The organism is uncultured Faecalicoccus sp. (genome assembly GCF_944325745.1).
Taxonomy (GTDB): Bacteria; Bacillota_I; Bacilli_A; order Erysipelotrichales; family Erysipelotrichaceae; genus Faecalicoccus.
In genome coordinates this window covers 1-18,269 of record NZ_CALVBG010000018.1, presented here as the reverse complement: position 1 = coordinate 18,269, position 18,269 = coordinate 1, and the positions used below count along the sequence as shown (strand labels likewise).

The following is an 18,269-nucleotide window of genomic DNA, read 5'->3' as shown; positions in this document are numbered from 1 at the left end:
ACCGAACTCAGAAGTTAAGCACTTCCGCGGCGAAGATAGTTGGGCTTGCCCCTGCGAACATAGCTCGTTGCCGGGTCTTTTTTTTGGCTTTTTTCAGATGATTTTTCAGGTTTTTTCAAAAAAACATTCATAAATTTTCTTATACCTTTCTTATGTTTCTATTGTTATAATAGGCAGGCATGGAGGTATTTTTTTATGCACCAAAATAAAATTCGAGATGTCTTTTTGATTACCGTAGCGATGTTTGTGATTTCGGTTTCGATATATTTCTTTTTGATCCCCAGCGGTATTATCGTTGGAAGTATTTCCGGTTTGGCCATGGTTTTAAATCGGGTCGTTCCATTATCGATCTCTATGATCACATTGATCTTGAATGTCGGTTTATTGATCCTAGGTTTTATATTTGTTGGGAAGGAATTTGCTTCTAAATCGATTTATACTTCGATTTTGTTACCTGTTTTCTTAGCTGTTTTTGAATTCCTATTTCCTGTTTCTACATCGCTTACCGGCAACAGTGTTTACGATTTGATCTCTTATACTTTGATCATTGCCTTTGGCCAAGCGATTTTATTTAATATCAATGCGAGCAGTGGCGGTTTAGATATCGTGGGGAAGATCGTCAGCAAGTATTCCCATATGGAAATTGGTAAAGCTTTGACACTTTGTGGCTTCATCACCTCGATGAGTTCGATCTTGGTTTATGATGTGGGGACTCTGATTGTCAGTCTGATTGGAACGTATGCCAATGGGATTGCGATTGACTACTTTATCGGAGGCTTCCATAAAAAGAAGAAAATCTGTATTTTATCCGATGAGTATAAAACCATCCAAGATTTTATCATGCATAAGATGCAGCGCGGTGTCACGATCTATAAAGCCACAGGCGGCTATTTAAACGAGGAACGAACGGAACTTGTTACGATCATGACGACCAGTGAATATAAAAAATTGTTGGATTATCTCCATCGTGCCAACTTTCAAGCCTTTGTGACCGTATCCACGGTCAACGAGGTGATTGGCACTTGGAATATCCATAAAAGACGTTAGGGGCTATGGCTCCTAACTTTTCTTTTTTCTCAGAGTTGTTATAATGGAGAACAGAAGAAGAGGTAATTATGACAAAAGGCCAATGGTTTCGTATGCTGACAACACTTTTGATCGTATGGATCGCTTTATCTTTGTGGATCGATAATTCGATTATTTTACCGCGACCGGATGAAGTTTTTTTAACGATGCTCCATCAAGCTCTTTCGCCAGATCTTTATTTTTCCTTGATCATGACCATATTGCGGGTCTTTACTTCTTTGGTTCTATCTTTTGGCTTAGCGTTCCTTTTGGCGTTTGTATTTTTTCGGTACCGAAAAGCCGCGGTCTATTTTCATCAGATCTTGTTATTTTTGAGAAGCATTCCGAATGTGACTTTTATAATTCTTTTCTTATTTTGGGTCAATCGGGAAATGAGCGTCACGATCGTTGCTTTTCTTCTGTTGTTTCCCATTTTTTATCAAAATATTTATGAGGCTTTATGTGAGATCCAGGGGCAGTGGAAAGATGTACTATTGATCTATCCGCAAGGGTTTCCCATTAAATGCCGGAAATTGTATTTCCCGCTTTTAAAAAATGCGATCGTAACCAGCTGGATCACTTGTTCCTCTTTGGCTTTTAAAGTTGTCGTGATGGCAGAGATCTTGGCCTCCGTTTCTGTTGGTGTGGGATCCAATATGCAGTTCGCGCGTTTGAATGTGGATCTTGTCGGCGTTTTTGCCTGGACGATTTGGCTATTGATTTGTGTTTCACTTTTTAATAAACTATTAAAGAATGTCTTGTTTCGAATTTATGAGTGAGGAGGAAACGCATGGTAAGCATTTTAGTACCTGTCTATAATGTTGAGAATTATCTATCACGTTGCTTAGATTCGTTGATCCATCAAACTTATAAAGAGATTGAGATCGTTTTGGTCAATGACGGTTCTACCGATCATTCTGGCCAAATATGTCAAGATTATGCCAATCGCTATAGCTTTATTCGCTATTATGAATATACGAACGCCGGGATCTCTACGACCCGAAACCGCCTGATCCATCACGCCACCGGGGATTTGATCTTGTTTGTTGACAGTGATGATTATATCGAGCCGAAGATGATTGAGACCATGGTGGCTCATATGATCGAGAACGACTGTGATTTGGTTTGCTGCGGATTTACGATGGACTATCGCTATGGTTCGATTTATCGAAAAATTGAACGACGTCCGGTGATGGATACGATGGAGGCTTTGCACTCCTTAGCGGAAAACCAAGGAATGAACAACTATCCTTGGGGAAAACTCTTTAAACGACAGTGTTTTTTCAATGTTGAGTTTCCTGATACGATCCGCGGATTCGAAGATACCTATACAGTGTTCAAAGCTTTATGCAACGCGAAGCGAATCGGTCATATTCCTAATCGTTTTTATCACTATGTCCAGCATCCTGGTTCTTTGACGCACAGAATGGATCTGGAGACAGTGTATGATATGCGTTTAGCGTATGAATATCAGGAAAACTATTTACGTCGGAAATTCCCGACTGAACATTTTTCTTTTGATATTCATCTTTCAAATTCCGATTTTATGATCTTATATACGATCTTCACTCGGTATACGCGTAAAGATCGTCCTCGTTACATTCCGGCAACAATCAATTGGAAAAACGTGAATCCGGTCGCTCATTTGGCTTATGAGCTCTTAAAAGGCATCTGTAGCATCCGCTATGGATGGACCAAAAAGAAAGTGCAGGAATATAACAAATGGCTATAAGAAAGGCGACCGTTACCGATCTCGATACGCTTTTAGAAATCTATGCGATTGCTCGCGAATTCATGGCTTCTTATGGCAATACGCATCAGTGGCAGGAAGGATATCCCAGCCGCAAGATCCTCATGCGAGATCTTGAAGCTGACCGCTTGTTTGTTGATGAGATCCATGGTGAGATTGAAGGTTGTTTTGTCTTTTTTATCGGGGAAGACCCAAGCTATCTTCAAATCGATGGAGCGTGGCTCAACCAAGATCCATATGGGGTCGTCCATCGAATCGCATCTCGTCGTCGGATCCCGCACATAGGAGAAAAGATGATGCAATACTGTATTGATCAAGTGGATACGATGCGCATTGATACGCATAAAGATAACATACCGATGCAAAGGATGTTAAAAAAATTTGGATTTGTCCATGTGGGAACGATCGAACTGGTCGGCAACCATGAAAAACGGTTGGCTTTTCAGCTGACAAAATAGTGGGGAGAAATGATTATGGCATTTGAATCTTTATCAGAGCGCTTGAATAAAGCCCTGAAGAATATTACCGGACAAGGAAAACTGACAGAAACCAATATGAATGACATGCTCAAGGAAGTTCGCATGAGCTTGTTGGAAGCAGACGTCAATTACAATGTCGTGAAAGAATTTATTGGGAACGTCAAAGAAAAAGCATTAGGGCAGGAAGTGATCGATTCCATCAATCCGGGTCAAATGGTCGTTAAGATCGTACACGATGAGATTCGGGATCTGTTGGGAACCGATGATGCTCGTCTTCATTTTAAAAAATCCGGCATTACAACGGTTATGATGGTCGGTCTGCAAGGGACCGGTAAAACTACGGCCAGTGCGAAGATTGCTCGTTATTGTAAAGAAAAATTACAGAAACGCGTACTTTTGGTTGCTTGTGATGTGATACGTCCCGCTGCGATTGAACAGTTACAGACATTGGGACATTCTATCGATGTAGAAGTCTTTAGCCTTGGTGCCGATGTCGGTGCGGTCGAAACGGCTCGTCAGGCTATGCAGTATGCGAAGGATCGTCAAAAAGATCTTGTGATCTTTGATACGGCCGGTCGTCTTCATATCGATCAGGATCTGATGAATGAGCTTTCTGAAATGAAACAGCTTGTCGAACCGGACGATATTCTTTTGACCGTGGATGCGATGACGGGGCAAGATATCGTAACGGTAGCTCGTGAATTCAATGAACAGCTCGCCATCACCGGTTTGGTTGTCACTAAAATGGATGGCGATGCTCGTGGCGGCGGATTGCTCTCTGTACGAAGCATCACCAATGTTCCTGTGCTCTTTGTCTCTAACGGTGAAAAAGTAGAGGATCTGGAAGCGTTCCATCCGGACCGTATGGCCGATCGAATTTTGGGCATGGGTGATATCGTTACCTTGGTAGAACAAGCGCAGGAAAAGCTGGATATGGAAGTCCAGGAAAAGACTGCGAAACGCATGAAGAGCGGTATCTTTACATTCAATGATATGTTGGATCAGTTTGGCCAGATGAAAAAAATGGGATCTATGCAGCGTATGCTGGGAATGATCCCTGGCTTAGGAAATATGGTCAAAAATCTGGACGATGAAAAGATGAATGATTCCATGAATCGTTCGCAGGCCATCATTCAATCCATGACGCCTTATGAACGAGAAAATCCTTCCTGCTTGAAAGCCAGTCGAAAAAACCGTATTGCCAAGGGAGCGGGTGTGAAAGTCATGGACGTCAATCGACTGATCTCTTCTTTAGAGCAGATGCAGATGATGACCAAGATGATGTCGGGCGGAAATATGCCGAATATGGCCAGTCTGCAAGCAATGCAGCGCGGCGGCGGTCTGGCGGGAACCAGCAAACATGCCGGCAGCAAGAAACAAAAAAAGTCAAAAAAGAAAAAGAAGAAAAAATAAAGTGTCAAGCAAAAATACTTGACACTTTTTGCTTGCTTGTGATAAAGTAACGAAGCAACAGAAAAGGAAGGTAAAAAATATGGTTAAATTACGTTTAAAAAGAATGGGTAAAAAGGGACGTCCTTTCTATCGTATCGTAGCTGCTGATTCTCGTAGTCCTCGTGATGGACGTATCATCGAAGAAATCGGTACATACAATCCTATTGCTAAAGAAAACCAGGTTACTTTGGATAAAGAATTAGCTATGAAATGGCTGAACAATGGAGCTAAACCTTCAGATACAGTTCGTTCTATTCTTTCTAAAGAAGGCGTCATGAAATCATTCCATGAAGCCAAAATGGGCAAATAAACATGATCGATCTTGAAAAGACATTGATGGATCTTTGTCTTCCATTGGTTGATGATAAAGAAGCGTTATCTGTTAAGACGATGTCAACGACCAATGAACATGAGATCTTATTGTATGTTTATGCAAACAGCGATGATGTAGCTCGTCTGATCGGACGCAAAGGAGCCATGGCTTCCAGCATTCGTCAGATGATCTCCATTGCGGCAAGAGATATCAAAAAAAGAGTCTCAGTTAAATTTGAAGCTTACTAGGATGTGAAAACATCCTAATTTTTTTAAAGGAGATAAAAACATGATCAAAGTGGGAACCATCATCAATACACACGGACTTAAAGGAGAATGTAAGATCGCGCTTGTGACCGACGATGTGAAGGATCGATTTGCGACAGGGCGCGTCTTGACTTTAGAAGATGGTCAAACGCTGACGGTGGTTTCTTTTCGCATGCAAAAGGGATTTGGCTATGCCAAGTTCGAAGAGATCACCGATATAGATCAAGCCGAAAAGCTGAAAACCAAAGCGCTTTTGATTTCCAAAGAACAGCTTCCCAAACTGGAAGAAGGGGAGTATTACTATCATCAGTTGATGGACTGCACAGTTTATGATCAGTCCGGCAATGATTGCGGAAAAGTCACTGATATTTTGGAAACCGGAGCCCATATCGTTTTACGGGTACAAAATGAAAAAGGATCCTTCTTGCTCCCTTTTGTGGAAGCTTTTGTTTCATCTGTTGATCCTATCTCTAAGAAAATTGTTTTTAACGATATGGAGGGGTTGCGATGAAAATTACTGTTTTGAGTCTATTCCCTGAATATTTTGAACCACTGCTTCAAACCAGTATTATTAAAAGAGCCAAGGAAAAAGATCTTTTTTCGTTTGAATGTGTGGATTTTCGATCATTTACCCAAGAAAAACACGGCCATGTCGATGATACCCCTTATGGCGGGGGCGCTGGTATGGTATTGATGTGTCAGCCGATCCTCGATGCTCTGAAAAGTGTGCGTACGCCCGACAGCAAAGTGATCTTGTTGAGCCCGCAGGGAAAGACGTTCCACCAGCAGATGGCTATCGACCTTTCGAAAGAGAAACATCTGATCTTTCTTTGCGGTCATTATGAAGGTTTTGATGAAAGGATCCGTGACTATGTTGATATGCAGGTCTCTTTGGGTGATTTTGTTTTGACGGGCGGGGAACCAGCCTGTGTTGTGATCTGTGATGCGATCTTGCGTATGATCCCGGGTGTGATCAAATCGGACAGTGCGCAAGATGATTCTTTTTCCGATGGTTTGCTGGAGTATCCACAATATACAAGACCGGAGATCTATGAAGGAAAAAAAGTTCCCGAAGTTTTATTGAGCGGACATCATGCCCGTATCCAGACTTGGCGTAAAGCGATGGCTTTGCGTAATACAGCTCTTCATCGTCCGGATCTTTTAAAAGACCGCAGGCTTTCTCAAGAAGAAGAAAAACTCCTTACAAAAGCGCTTGAAAACCCGGATGAGGTGTGCTAATATTTTAGGGCATTGTTGCACGGTTTTGTTCCGCTGGCACCTGGTGCGTATGAGCAAGATGACCGTATGGAAGAAAAGGAGGAACGAAGATGAATTTAAATTTAGTTAATGAAATTACAAAATCGCAGTTAAAAACGGATATTCCTTCATTCCGCTCTGGAAGTACAGTTCGTGTTCACGTACGTATCAAAGAGGGGGACAAGAGTCGTATCCAGGTTTTTGAAGGTGTTGTCATTGAACGTGTAGGTGGTGGCATTGCCGAAACATTTACTGTTCGCAAGATGTCTAACGGTATCGGAGTAGAACGTAAATTCCCTTTGCATTCACCAATCATCGATAAGATCGAAGTCGTTCGTCATGGTAAAGTTCGTCGTAATAAACTTCATTACTTACGCGGACGTTCCGGAAAATCGGCTCGTCTTAAGGAAGTTCGATAATAAAGATGCCGAGCAATCGGCATTTTTTATTTAGCGTGATTTATAGTATAATGAGCGAGTAGAAATGGGGTTAGAAGATGAGAAAAGCGAGCAAAAGGGAAAAGAAAGCGATCTATCGTTACAACGAAGATGATGAACGTACGCTTTTAGAAGATATATTAGGATTTGTCAAAGTCTTTGCGATCACGGCAATCGTAATTTTGATCTTTATGAATTTTATTGCCCATCCTATCAAAGTAAACGGACGCAGTATGGATCCAACGTTACAAGATGGAGAATTTGGATTTACCAATCTTGTCAGTGTGTGGACTGGACAGATCCATCGCTATGATATCGTCGTGGTCACAACGGATCAGGAAGTAACCAATGAAGAAACAAAAGAAACAACAACGGAAGAAATTCAGATCGTGAAGCGTGTGATCGGAATGCCAGGCGATACCATTTCCTGCATCGACGATGAGATCTATATCAATGGTGCACAGATCGATGAATCCGATTATATCGACCCATCTTATATCGAAGAATGCCGCGACCAATATGGATATTTTAATGCGGTAGAACAAGTCACAAAAGATGATGATGGAAAAACGATCGTCGATTATGTCGATTTTGAAGAAGTGACTTTAGGAGACGACGAATATTTTGTGATGGGAGATAACCGACCGGTTTCCAAAGATTCTCGCGATCCTTCGATCGGAGTGATCAAAAAATCACAGATCTATGGTGTCGGTGTGCTTGTATTGCTTCCTTTTGAACAAATTGGGATCAAAGGATAAGTTATGAGCGCAAATAATCCGATCCAATGGTTTCCCGGCCACATGACAAAAGCCAAGCGGCAGATGGAGGAAAATCTAAAAAAAGTGGATCTTGTGATTGAAATTCGTGATGCCCGCATCCCTTATTCCAGCAAGAATCCAATGTTGGAAAAGTTGATCCAGAAAAAGCCGCGTTTGATTATTTTATCGAAACGAGATAAAGCCGATCCGCAAATGACGGCGCAATGGATCCAAGCGTTGGAAGATGAACAAAATAAAGTCTTGGCTTTGGATCTGATCCGTGATTCTTATAAAAAGACATTGGTTTCTGTCGCCAATGAACTTTGCCAGGCCTTGATCGAAAAACAAAAACGCAGAGGCATTCGGCCTCGGGCTTTAAGAGCCATGGTTTGCGGAATCCCGAATGTGGGAAAAAGTACGATGATCAATACACTGGCCAAGCGTAAAGCGGCACAGACAGCAGACCGACCGGGTGTAACGCGCGCTTTACAGTGGATCAAATTGGATAAGGGTCTAGAACTGTTGGATACTCCAGGGGTTCTTTGGCCAAAGTTTGAGGATCCGCAAATTGGGTTGCGTTTAGCATTATTAGGGTCGATCCGTGACGAAGTGATCAATCGCGATGAACTTGTACAGTATGCACTCGACTGGCTTTTGAAGAAGCATAACGGTTTACTGGAGAATGTTTATCAGATTGAAAGCGTGCAAGACGTTTGGGATGCGATGAATAAGATTGCCGTCAAACGCGGTTATCTACAAAAAGGGCAGATCGATCAGGAGAGACTGATTCGATCTTTGATCAAAGATATCCGAAACGATGTTCTTGGCCCAATCACATGGGAGGAACCTTATGATCGAGAGACCGCTTGAATGGGATCTTTGGGATGAACATTCTTGGTTATTAGGACTAGACGAAGCGGGGCGCGGCCCGATTGCGGGACCGCTGGTTGTAGCTGGGTGCCAATTTGTACCTGGATACAAAAATCCTGAGATCGATGATTCCAAAAAACTGACTGAAAAGAAACGCGAAAAACTCTTTGAACAGATCAAAGAAGATGCATCGTGGTTCATGATCTTGATCGTTTCCGAAAAAGTGATCGATCAGAAAAATATTTACCGGGCGACCCAAGAGGCCATGTTGGAGATTGCTCAGGCGGCCCCTTGTGATTATGTGCTCAGTGATGCGATGAAATTGCCGGGCCTTGATAAACCGTATGAAGCAATCATCAAAGGAGATTCTAAGTCCATCTCCATTGCCGCTGCCAGTATTCTTGCGAAAGTCACGCGGGATCGCATCATGGTGGAACTGGATCAAAAATATCCGGAATATGGCTTTAAGAAACATAAAGGCTATCCTACCAAGGCGCATCTACAAGCCTTAGATACTTATGGTGTCTTACCTTGTCATCGGCGGTCCTATGGTCCGGTACAAAGAAAATGTGAATTAACTTTATTTTGATAGAAAAGAAATTTTCTATCTTTTTTCTTTTTGAGCGTAATTAATACTATGAAAGAAGATTTAAGAGAAGCTATTTTGTGGTATGCCCTTCAAAGTCGTGGGGAATGGAAACAGATCGCTCACTGTCTGGAGAGCCAGGCCCCCGTACAGAGAATTCACTATCCAGATCCTTATGTTACGATTGTCGATAAAGAATATCCGGTTTGTTTTCGAAAATTGCGCTACCCTCCATGGATCCTGTTTTATCACGGAAATCTTTCCTATTTACAAGAAAAAGGGGTTGCGATTATAGGGAGTCGAAACTGTACGACAGCTGCTTTAACGAATACAAAGATCATTGCGAATCGATTAAAACAACGTTATGTGATTCTTTCCGGACTCGCGAAGGGAATTGATGCGATGGCCCATCAATGCAGTCTGGATCATAAGACCATTGGATTTATCGGATGCGGATTGGACTGGATCTATCCGAAAGAAAATGCCTTTTTATATCAGGAGATGAGCCGCAAGCATTTGATCATGAGTGAATATCCTTTACACACCAAACCTTTAGCCCATCATTTTCCATGGCGAAATCGATTGATTGCTGCCGCTTGCGAAGCGTTGATCGTGATCCAGGCAAAATGTAAAAGCGGAACGATGCATACAGTCAATGAATGTCTGGAACTTTCCAAACCCGTGTATTGTGTTCCTTCGGCATTTGAAGAAAAGATGTATTCCGGTTGTAACTGGCTGATCCAAAATGGAGCGAATATCCTTGTCGAAGAATCCGATCTCGATGAATTATAATTGACAAACGCATTTTTTTATTGTTTTATTACTAACGAACCAATTGGAGGTTGAAAATGAGTAACGATTTAGTCATCGTCGAGTCGCCTTACAAATCGAAGACGATTGAAAAATATTTAGGTTCTGATTACAAAGTTGTTTCCAGCAAGGGACATATCTGTGATCTGGCCACCAGCGGAAAAGAAGGATTGGGAATTGATATCGAACACGATTTCAAACCGACCTATAAGATCAACTCGGATAAAAAAGATGTTGTCAAAGAATTAAAAAAGCTTGCGAAGAATAGTGGCTCGATCTATCTGGCGAGCGACCCGGACCGCGAAGGAGAAGCGATTGCGTGGCATTTGGCTAGAGAATTAGATCTCGACATTGATTCTACGAACCGAATCATCTTTCATGAAATTACTAAACCGGCCATCTTGGAAGCTATTAAGAATCCATCTCATATCGATATGGATCTTGTACGTTCTCAAGAAACGCGCCGTATGTTAGACCGTATCATCGGTTTCAAACTGAGCAAACTCTTAAAGAATAAGATCCAGTCAAAATCTGCTGGCCGTGTGCAGTCGGTCGCATTGCATTTGATCGTAGAACGTGAAAAGGAGATCCAAGCTTTTCAACCCAAAGAATATTGGAGCATTCATGCCAATTTAAAAAAGGGAAGAAAGAGCTTTACGGCAGATCTGGCGAAAGTAGACGGCAAAAAGCCAAAATTAGAAAATGAAGAACAAGCCAATGCGATCGTAAAACGCTGTCAGAATGATTTTGTTTTATCTTCTTTGTCGACGCGTTCCCGCAAACGGCAGCCGAAACTTCCGTTTACGACTTCAACGTTGCAGCAGGAAGCCAGTACGAAATTAGGTTATGGTGCGAAAAAGACCATGACCATTGCGCAAAAGCTTTATGAAGGGATCGATCTTGGAGGGCAGATGCAAGGTTTGATCACGTATATGCGTTCAGATTCTACACGTTTAAGTGATCTTTTTGTTAAAGATGCCCATGCGTATATTGAAGGGGAGTACGGAAAGGATTATGTCGGTCATGTTCATGCCCATAATTCAAAGAATGCCCAGGATGCGCACGAAGCGATTCGTCCCACGAACATCAATCATGTACCGGAAAAGATCAAAGCGTACTTAACGAATGAACAATATCGTCTATATTCTTTGATCTATGCACGTACTGTGGCTTCTCTGATGAGCGATGCGGTTTTTAGTGTAACCAATGCGAAATTTGAATGTGACGGATGTGAATTTACAAGTTCTGGTCAAATGTTGAAATTCGATGGGTATTTAAAAGTGTATTCAACCTACGAAAAGCAGAAGGACGAAATCTTGCCGGATTTGGAAAAAGGCGAAATCTTTACAGATGTGCCGGTTGAAGCCAAACAACATTTTACCGAACCGCCCGCACGCTATACCGAAGCTCGCCTGATCAAAGATCTGGAAGAAAAGTCGATCGGTCGACCAAGTACCTACGCGATGATCATCGATACCTTACAAAAACGCGGCTATGCTTTACTGCAGGCGGATCCCAATAAAACCACAAAAACGAAAGTTTTCTTTCCAAGTGATCAAGGGATCCTGACGGATGAAAAGCTTCAAGAGTATTTTAAAAGCGTGATCAATGTAGAATATACGGCTAATATGGAGAATTCTTTAGATTCTATCGCTGAAGGAGATACCGATCCCATCGCTTATCTGCATACTTTCTATGATGAATTTGAGCCATTGGTCGAAGATGCTTATGACAAAATGCCTAAGAAAGAGCTAGAAAGAGTCGGACGTACATGTCCGGATTGCGGCGGAGAATTAGTCTATCGCAACGGAAAATACGGCCGGTTTATCTCTTGTGTCAACTTTCCGAAATGTCGCTATACGGAAAGCCAGGAAGAAACGAAACCGGCAGCCGAAGAAGGACAGGAAGAGAAGATTTGTCCGAATTGCGGCGCTAAGATGGTCATCAAAAAAGGCCGGTTTGGACCTTTCTGGGCCTGTACAAATTATCCCGAATGCAAGACGATCGTTTCTTTGAAAGAAAAAGCTAAACCGCAGCCTACAGGAGAAAAGTGTCCTGAATGCGGACACGATCTTGTCTTGCGTAAATCACGATATGGAACGACCTTTGTCGGCTGCAGTAACTATCCGAAGTGTCGTTATATCAAAAAGACTGAAAAGAAAAAGGAGTCAAAAAATGCATCCTGAAGTCACGGTGATCGGCGCCGGTTTGGCGGGAAGTGAAGCAACCTGGCAGTTAGTCTCGCGGGGGATCCCGGTGCATCTGATCGAGATGCGCCCCCAAAAATATCCGCCGGCCTTTCATACGGATGGATTCGCGGAATTGGTCTGTTCAAATTCGCTGCGCTCGAACGCCTTGAACAATGCGGTCGGGATCTTAAAAGAAGAATTGCGGATCATGAATTCTTTGATCTTAAAAACCGCAGATGCTTGTGCGGTTCCTGCCGGAAGCGCCTTGGCGGTCGATCGTCATTTGTTTTCGGAAACGATCACGAAAACATTGAAAGAGCATCCTTTGGTGCGAGTCAGCTATGAAGAAGTCACGGAAATTCCAGAGGGTCCCTGTATTATTGCGACAGGGCCATTGACAAGCGATGCTTTTGCCCAAACGATCAACGATTTTTTAGGGATGGAACCTCTGCATTTTTATGATGCCGCAGCACCGATCGTAGAAAAAGATTCCATCGATTTCACGAAGGCTTATTATAAATCTCGATATGATAAAGGGGAAGCCAGCTATATCAACTGTCCTATGGATCAAGCAGAGTTTGATCGCTTTTATGAAGCTTTGATCTCGGCCGAATGTGTAAAGATGCATGATTTCGAACTCAAAGTTTTTGAAGGATGCATGCCGATCGAGGAGATGGCCAGAAGAGGGAAGAAGACCATGTTGTTTGGCCCTTTAAAACCGGTCGGTCTGGAAAAAGATCCCGACCATCATCCGGTTGCGGTTGTTCAGCTTCGTCAAGACAATGTAGCGGCCTCTCTTTATAATATCGTAGGGTTTCAGACCCATTTAACTTGGCCTGAACAAAGAAGAGTCTTTTCTTTGATTCCCGGATTGGAGAATTTAAAGATCACCCGTTATGGTGTGATGCATCGTAATACCTTTATTTGTTCACCGCAAGTTCTTCAAGAAACTTATCAATCAAAGAAACGTCCGGATCTCTTTTTTGCCGGGCAGTTGACAGGTGTGGAAGGGTATGTGGAATCGTGCGCAAGCGGACTGATTGCGGGAATCAATATGGCCCTTTTGCTTTCGGGCAAAGATCCTGTGATCTTTGGAAACACATGCATCATGGGTTCTCAGGCTCATTACATCACGCATTGTACGCCATCTCATTTTCAACCGATGAATGCCAATTTTGGATTGGTCAACTTACAGGAAAAATGTAAGAAGGCACAACGGAAAGAAAAGATCTGTGAACAAGCCTTGGCGCGTATTCACGAGATCCAGAGGGAAATCCATGAATGAGCTGATTGATCGTTTTCTTCAATATGTTTATCATCAACATTCGCAATCGGAAAAAACAGTGGAGGCCTATCGAAGAGATCTCAATCAGTTAGTAGAATTTCTAGAAAGCCAGGGAATCACGGATTTTGAAGACGTTGATCGCCTGGTTTTTTTGGATTACTTATCGCATATTCGAACACTCGCAGATGGTTCTATGGCCAAGAATTCTACGATTGCCCGCAAATTGAGTACGTATCGTTCTTTTTATAAATATTTGAATGAATATATCGGGATCACGAATAATCCTTTAAACTCGCTTCATTCGCCTAAGACATCCCGAAAGATCCCGGATTTTCTCTTTACTTCCGAGATCCAAACGTTTTTAGAATCTTATGATCTTCAAAAACCGGCAGAGTTGCGAGATAAAATGTTATTTTCTTTAATGTATGCCTGCGGACTTCGTGTCAGCGAGGTTGTTTCTTTACGATGGGAAGATGTTCATTTGAACGAGCGGTTTGTCCGAATCATAGGGAAAGGAGATAAGGAAAGGATCGTCCCGTTTTATCAGGGACTAAGTTCATTGTTTCAAAAGTATCGAAGGGAATACTGGGAAAAGTTTGCCAAACAGACAAACCATGTTTTTGTCTCCTTACGCGGAAATGCGATGACCACTCGAGCTGTTCAAATGCTGATGCAGAAACATGCTGATGCGATCGGCATGGGGATGAATGTCCATCCTCATATGCTTCGACACAGCTTTGCGACACATTTGTTGGATAATGGAGCGGATATTCGCATCGTCCAGGAACTGCTGGGGCACTCCAGTCTTTCGACAACCCAGATCTATACGCATTTATCCCCGCAAAAATTATTGAAAGAATACGAACGTTCTCATCCTTTGGCCAACCACAAGATCAAGCCTTGAGAACCGTCAGTTTTTGCTTGAATTGGATGAATAGACATGCTAATATAAAAAGGCGCGAAAGCGCAAATACACACATCATGGATTCGCTTGCCCGTGCATATCAACAATGTTGCAAGCGTTCGAAATGATGGAGGAGTAACGGAAAGGAAGGACTATTATGTCAATTGTATCAATGAAAAAATTGTTGGAGAATGGTGTTCACTTTGGACATCAGACTCGCCGCTGGAATCCTAAGATGAAACCATACATCTATACCAGCCGTAACGGAGTCTATATTGTAGACTTGAACCAAACAATCGAACAGATCGAAGAAGCTTATGCAGAGTTGAAAGCGATCAGCGAACGCGGTGGAAAAGTTCTGTTTGTCGGAACAAAAAAACAAGCTGCTGAAACAATCGAAGAACAAGCTTTACGTTCTGGTTCATTCTATGTAAACAAACGTTGGTTAGGCGGTTTGTTAACAAACTTCCGTACGATCCAAAAGCGTGTAAAACGTTTGGTTGAGATCGAAGAAATGGAAGCCAGTGGGAAAATTGAAGTATATACGAAAAAAGAACAGGCTTCTTTGCGTAAAGAAAAAGCAAAATTGGAAAGTAGCTTAGGCGGAATCAAAGAAATGAAGAAACTGCCAGATGCGATCTTCATTATCGATCCAAAAGAAGAACACAATGCTGTTGCGGAAGCTAAGAAATTAGGTATCCCTGTGTTCGCAATGTTAGATACAAACTGTGATCCGGATGATGCAACTTATCCAATCGCTTCTAACGACGATGCTGCTCGTTCTATTAAGTTGGTCACTACGATCTTGGCAGATGCTATCGTGGATGCCAAAGGCGGAGTCTTGGAAATGGCATATTTGGATAACACAGAAGAAGATGTCACAATGGATGATGTTATCCGCAACGTAGAACAGCAGATCGCTGAAAACGAAAGAAGACGTCGTCAACGTATCGAAGAAAAACGTAAGAGAAACTTCGAACGTCGTAACCGTCGTTTTAACAAACCAGCTCCAAAACAAGAAGAAACAAAAGCTGAAACAGCTCCTGAAACTGAAACAGTTGCAGAAGCAGAATAATCAAGAAAGAGAAGGAGAATAAACATGGCTATTACCGCAAGTCAAGTTAAAGAATTACGTGAAAAAACTGGTGCCGGAATGATGGATTGTAAGAAAGCTTTGACAGAATGCGAAGGAGACATCGCAAAAGCTGTTGACTGGCTTCGTGAAAAGGGCATCGCAAAAGCAGAAAAGAAAGCAGGACGTATTGCTGCAGAAGGTTTGACTCGTGTAGCTAGTCAAGGAAATGATGCGGTGATCTTTGAAGTCAACTCAGAAACAGACTTCGTTGCTAAAAACGAACAGTTCTTACATGTATTGGATGTTTTACAGGCTGCTCTTCTGGAAGCGAAACCAGCTAGTCAGGAAGAAGCTTTGAAAGTCAATACTGCCGAAGGTACGGTTGAAGAAGTCATCACGAATGCGACAGCTACGATCGGAGAAAAAATTTCTTTCCGTCGTGTCAATGTCATCACGAAAAACGATGATGAAGTATTCGGAACTTACATGCACATGGGCGGTAAGATTTCTGCTGTTGTCGTTTTAAAAGGAACTCAAGATGCACAACTTGCTAAAAACATCGCAATGCAGGTTGCTAGTATGTCTCCCGCTTATGTAAGCCAGGATGAGATCCCTTCTGAAGTTGTAGAGCACGAACGTGAGTTACAGTTACAGATGATGCAGAATGATCCAAAAATGGCGAACAAACCAGAAAAAGTTTTACAGGGAATCTTAAAAGGGAAAGTAGACAAGCACTTTAAAGATCTTTGTTTGAATGACCAGGAATACTTCTTGGAACCTAAACAAAAAGTAGGTCAGTTCTTAAAAGAGAACGGTGCTGCTGCAGTATCCTTCGTTCGTTACCAGACTGGTGAAGGTATCGAAAAAAGAGAAGAAAACTTCGCTGAAGAAGTTATGTCACAGATCAAGGGCTAATCAGCCCTTTCTTTTTTTTGCTCTCTCATGAAAAATTTACATTTTTCTATTGATAAAAAGTTTCAACAATGTATAATAGTTTCATAGCTAAGAAGAGAAGAAGTACAGAATCCCTGTTCTATAGAGAATTGACGGCGGGTGCAAGTCATGAATAAGGTTTCTGGAACGTGTCTTGGAGCTTCTATGTCGAAACCAGGTGAGGCATAGACGTAATCGGCGTTAACGATGAGGTGTCATTCATAGTTGTGAATGGAATAAAGGTGGTACCGCGTAAATTACGTCCTTTTTGAAGGGCGTTTTTTTTATAGATTGGGGTGAAGGCAGTGCGCAGTAAAGGCCGACGAAGGAGTACAAATCATTTTATTGGATTTAAAGCATAGACAAAGAAAGAAGAGGAGACAGTTTATCATGGAAAAGAAACAATATAAAAAGATCGTTTTGGCATATTCAGGAGGATTGGATACATCGGTATTGATCCCTTGGCTGAAAGAAAACTATGGGGCAGAAATCATCGCTGTCAGCGGGAATGTGGGACAAGGTACGGAATTGGAAGGTTTGGAAGAAAAAGCATTGAAAACGGGCGCTTCCAAACTCTATATCGAAGATTTAACCGATGAATTCGTCAATGACTATATTCTTCCTACCATGCAGGCAGGAGCTACTTATGAACAGTATCTGTTGGGAACCAGCTTTGCTCGTCCGATCATTGCGAAACGGATCGTTGAGATCGCAAAAAAAGAAGGCGCCGATGCCATTTGTCATGGATGTACCGGAAAAGGAAACGATCAAGTTCGATTTGAGTTGGCGATCCAAGCTTTTGCTCCGGAGATTGATATCATTGCACCTTGGCGGTTCTGGGAATTGAATTCACGAGAAAAAGAAATTGCCTATGCGCAAGCCCATAACATTCCATTAAAGATCAGTAAGGAAACAAATTATTCGAAAGATAAAAACTTATGGCATTTGAGCCATGAAGGATTGGATCTGGAAGATCCGGCCAATGAAGCACCATTGAACAAACCGGGTTTCCTGGAAATGGGAGTTTCTCCAGAGCAGGCCCCAGACAAACCAACCAATGTAAAGATCCATTTTGAAAAAGGTGTTCCTACAGCAGTGGATGATGTTGAAATGAACCCCACACAAGTGATTGAAAAACTCAATGAACTGGGAGGATCCAACGGCTGCGGAATTTTGGACATTGTCGAAAATCGTCTTGTAGGAATGAAAAGTCGTGGGGTCTATGAGACACCGGGTGGAACGATTCTGTATAAAGCCCACGAAAAATTAGAAGAGATCACGCTGGATAAAGAAACACAGCATTACAAACAATCTTTAGCTTTGAAATTTGCGGATCTGGTGTATAACGGTCAATGGTACACCCCATTAAGAAAAGCCATGAGCGCTTTTGTGACCAGTACACAGGAGACAGTGACAGGGGATGTGGTTTTAAAACTGTATAAAGGAAATATTCTTCCTGTATCCGTCACCAGTCCATATTCACTTTACAGTGCCGGCATGGCAACCTTTGATGAAGACGACTGTTATGACCAAAGCGATTCAGCCGGTTTCATCCATTTGTTTGGCTTGCCGTTAAAAGTCAGAGCCATCAAGGCAAAAGAAGTGGAAGATTTTCCGGGAGTCGAATAATGGCAAAGCTTTGGACAGGTAGGTTTTCCAAGGAAACAGATCATCTGTTGGATATCTTGAATGCTTCGCTTCCTTTTGACCAAAAGATGGCGAAACAAGATATCCAAGGTTCTTTGGCCCATGTGCAAATGTTAAAAGATCAGAAGATCATTTCTGTAGAAGATTATGAACAGATCCAACAAGGTTTGAAATCAATTCAAAACGATCTGCA

20 protein-coding genes, 1 pseudogene and 1 other annotated feature are annotated in these 18,269 nt (G+C 42.2%); all 21 genes and pseudogenes read left to right on the top strand.

Going from position 1 to position 18,269, the window contains the following annotated elements:
- Positions 1-195 precede the first annotated feature (195 nt).
- On the top strand, positions 196-1,047 hold the full coding sequence (locus tag Q0J48_RS03360) for a YitT family protein (RefSeq protein ID WP_296241637.1): 852 nt from the start codon (positions 196-198) through the stop codon (positions 1,045-1,047).
- Positions 1,048-1,115: 68 nt separating this feature from the next.
- Positions 1,116-1,844, top strand: a complete 729-nt coding sequence (locus Q0J48_RS03355; protein ID WP_296241635.1) for a hypothetical protein — start codon at positions 1,116-1,118, stop codon at positions 1,842-1,844.
- An 11-nt stretch (positions 1,845-1,855) separates the two neighbouring features.
- Positions 1,856-2,797, top strand: a complete 942-nt coding sequence (locus tag Q0J48_RS03350; RefSeq protein ID WP_296241634.1) for a glycosyltransferase family 2 protein — start codon at positions 1,856-1,858, stop codon at positions 2,795-2,797.
- The gene (locus tag Q0J48_RS03345) at positions 2,788-3,273 is read left to right on the top strand and encodes a GNAT family protein (protein WP_296241633.1); all 486 of its coding nucleotides are present in this window, start codon (positions 2,788-2,790) and stop codon (positions 3,271-3,273) included. The genes Q0J48_RS03350 and Q0J48_RS03345 overlap by 10 nt, the downstream gene beginning before the upstream one ends.
- Before the next feature lie 15 nt (positions 3,274-3,288).
- Positions 3,289-4,707 (top strand): signal recognition particle protein, encoded by a 1,419-nt coding sequence (gene ffh, locus Q0J48_RS03340; protein ID WP_296241632.1) that lies wholly within the window; start codon positions 3,289-3,291, stop codon positions 4,705-4,707.
- A 79-nt stretch (positions 4,708-4,786) separates the two neighbouring features.
- Positions 4,787-5,056: a 30S ribosomal protein S16 gene (rpsP, locus tag Q0J48_RS03335; RefSeq protein ID WP_296241631.1), complete on the top strand. Its 270-nt coding sequence runs from the start codon at positions 4,787-4,789 to the stop codon at positions 5,054-5,056.
- 2 nt (positions 5,057-5,058) lie between these two features.
- On the top strand, positions 5,059-5,307 hold the full coding sequence (locus tag Q0J48_RS03330) for a KH domain-containing protein (protein WP_296241630.1): 249 nt from the start codon (positions 5,059-5,061) through the stop codon (positions 5,305-5,307).
- Between the two features lie 40 nt (positions 5,308-5,347).
- Positions 5,348-5,836, top strand: a complete 489-nt coding sequence (rimM, locus tag Q0J48_RS03325) for a ribosome maturation factor RimM (RefSeq protein ID WP_296241629.1) — start codon at positions 5,348-5,350, stop codon at positions 5,834-5,836.
- Entirely contained in the window at positions 5,833-6,564 is a 732-nt protein-coding gene (trmD, locus tag Q0J48_RS03320) for a tRNA (guanosine(37)-N1)-methyltransferase TrmD (RefSeq protein WP_296241628.1), read from the top strand. Before rimM ends, trmD begins: the two co-directional genes overlap by 4 nt.
- A gap of 89 nt (positions 6,565-6,653) precedes the next feature.
- Positions 6,654-7,001: a 50S ribosomal protein L19 gene (gene rplS, locus Q0J48_RS03315; RefSeq protein ID WP_296241627.1), complete on the top strand. Its 348-nt coding sequence runs from the start codon at positions 6,654-6,656 to the stop codon at positions 6,999-7,001.
- A gap of 77 nt (positions 7,002-7,078) precedes the next feature.
- The gene (gene lepB, locus Q0J48_RS03310) at positions 7,079-7,777 is read left to right on the top strand and encodes a signal peptidase I (protein ID WP_296241626.1); all 699 of its coding nucleotides are present in this window, start codon (positions 7,079-7,081) and stop codon (positions 7,775-7,777) included.
- Between the two features lie 3 nt (positions 7,778-7,780).
- The gene (ylqF, locus tag Q0J48_RS03305) at positions 7,781-8,647 is read left to right on the top strand and encodes a ribosome biogenesis GTPase YlqF (RefSeq protein WP_296241625.1); all 867 of its coding nucleotides are present in this window, start codon (positions 7,781-7,783) and stop codon (positions 8,645-8,647) included.
- On the top strand, positions 8,628-9,236 hold the full coding sequence (locus Q0J48_RS03300; RefSeq protein WP_296241624.1) for a ribonuclease HII: 609 nt from the start codon (positions 8,628-8,630) through the stop codon (positions 9,234-9,236). Before ylqF ends, Q0J48_RS03300 begins: the two co-directional genes overlap by 20 nt.
- A 48-nt stretch (positions 9,237-9,284) precedes the next feature.
- Complete coding sequence (dprA, locus tag Q0J48_RS03295) at positions 9,285-10,025, top strand: DNA-processing protein DprA (RefSeq protein ID WP_296241622.1); 741 nt, start codon at positions 9,285-9,287, stop codon at positions 10,023-10,025.
- 56 nt (positions 10,026-10,081) lie between these two features.
- The gene (gene topA, locus Q0J48_RS03290) at positions 10,082-12,229 is read left to right on the top strand and encodes a type I DNA topoisomerase (protein ID WP_296241621.1); all 2,148 of its coding nucleotides are present in this window, start codon (positions 10,082-10,084) and stop codon (positions 12,227-12,229) included.
- Complete coding sequence (gene trmFO / locus Q0J48_RS03285) at positions 12,219-13,517, top strand: methylenetetrahydrofolate--tRNA-(uracil(54)-C(5))-methyltransferase (FADH(2)-oxidizing) TrmFO (RefSeq protein ID WP_296241620.1); 1,299 nt, start codon at positions 12,219-12,221, stop codon at positions 13,515-13,517. Before topA ends, trmFO begins: the two co-directional genes overlap by 11 nt.
- A complete protein-coding gene (xerA, locus tag Q0J48_RS03280; RefSeq protein ID WP_296241619.1) occupies positions 13,510-14,421 on the top strand; it encodes a site-specific tyrosine recombinase/integron integrase in 912 nt (303 codons plus the stop codon). Before trmFO ends, xerA begins: the two co-directional genes overlap by 8 nt.
- Positions 14,422-14,578: 157 nt before the next feature.
- The gene (rpsB, locus tag Q0J48_RS03275; protein ID WP_296241618.1) at positions 14,579-15,496 is read left to right on the top strand and encodes a 30S ribosomal protein S2; all 918 of its coding nucleotides are present in this window, start codon (positions 14,579-14,581) and stop codon (positions 15,494-15,496) included.
- Between the two features lie 24 nt (positions 15,497-15,520).
- Complete coding sequence (gene tsf, locus Q0J48_RS03270; protein ID WP_296241616.1) at positions 15,521-16,411, top strand: translation elongation factor Ts; 891 nt, start codon at positions 15,521-15,523, stop codon at positions 16,409-16,411.
- A gap of 80 nt (positions 16,412-16,491) precedes the next feature.
- Positions 16,492-16,699 (top strand) — a binding site (T-box leader).
- Between the two features lie 120 nt (positions 16,700-16,819).
- The gene (locus tag Q0J48_RS03265; protein ID WP_296241614.1) at positions 16,820-18,058 is read left to right on the top strand and encodes an argininosuccinate synthase; all 1,239 of its coding nucleotides are present in this window, start codon (positions 16,820-16,822) and stop codon (positions 18,056-18,058) included.
- Positions 18,058-18,269, top strand: a pseudogene (locus tag Q0J48_RS03260) (argininosuccinate lyase); the annotation flags it as partial. The gene Q0J48_RS03265 and the pseudogene Q0J48_RS03260, both read left to right, overlap by 1 nt.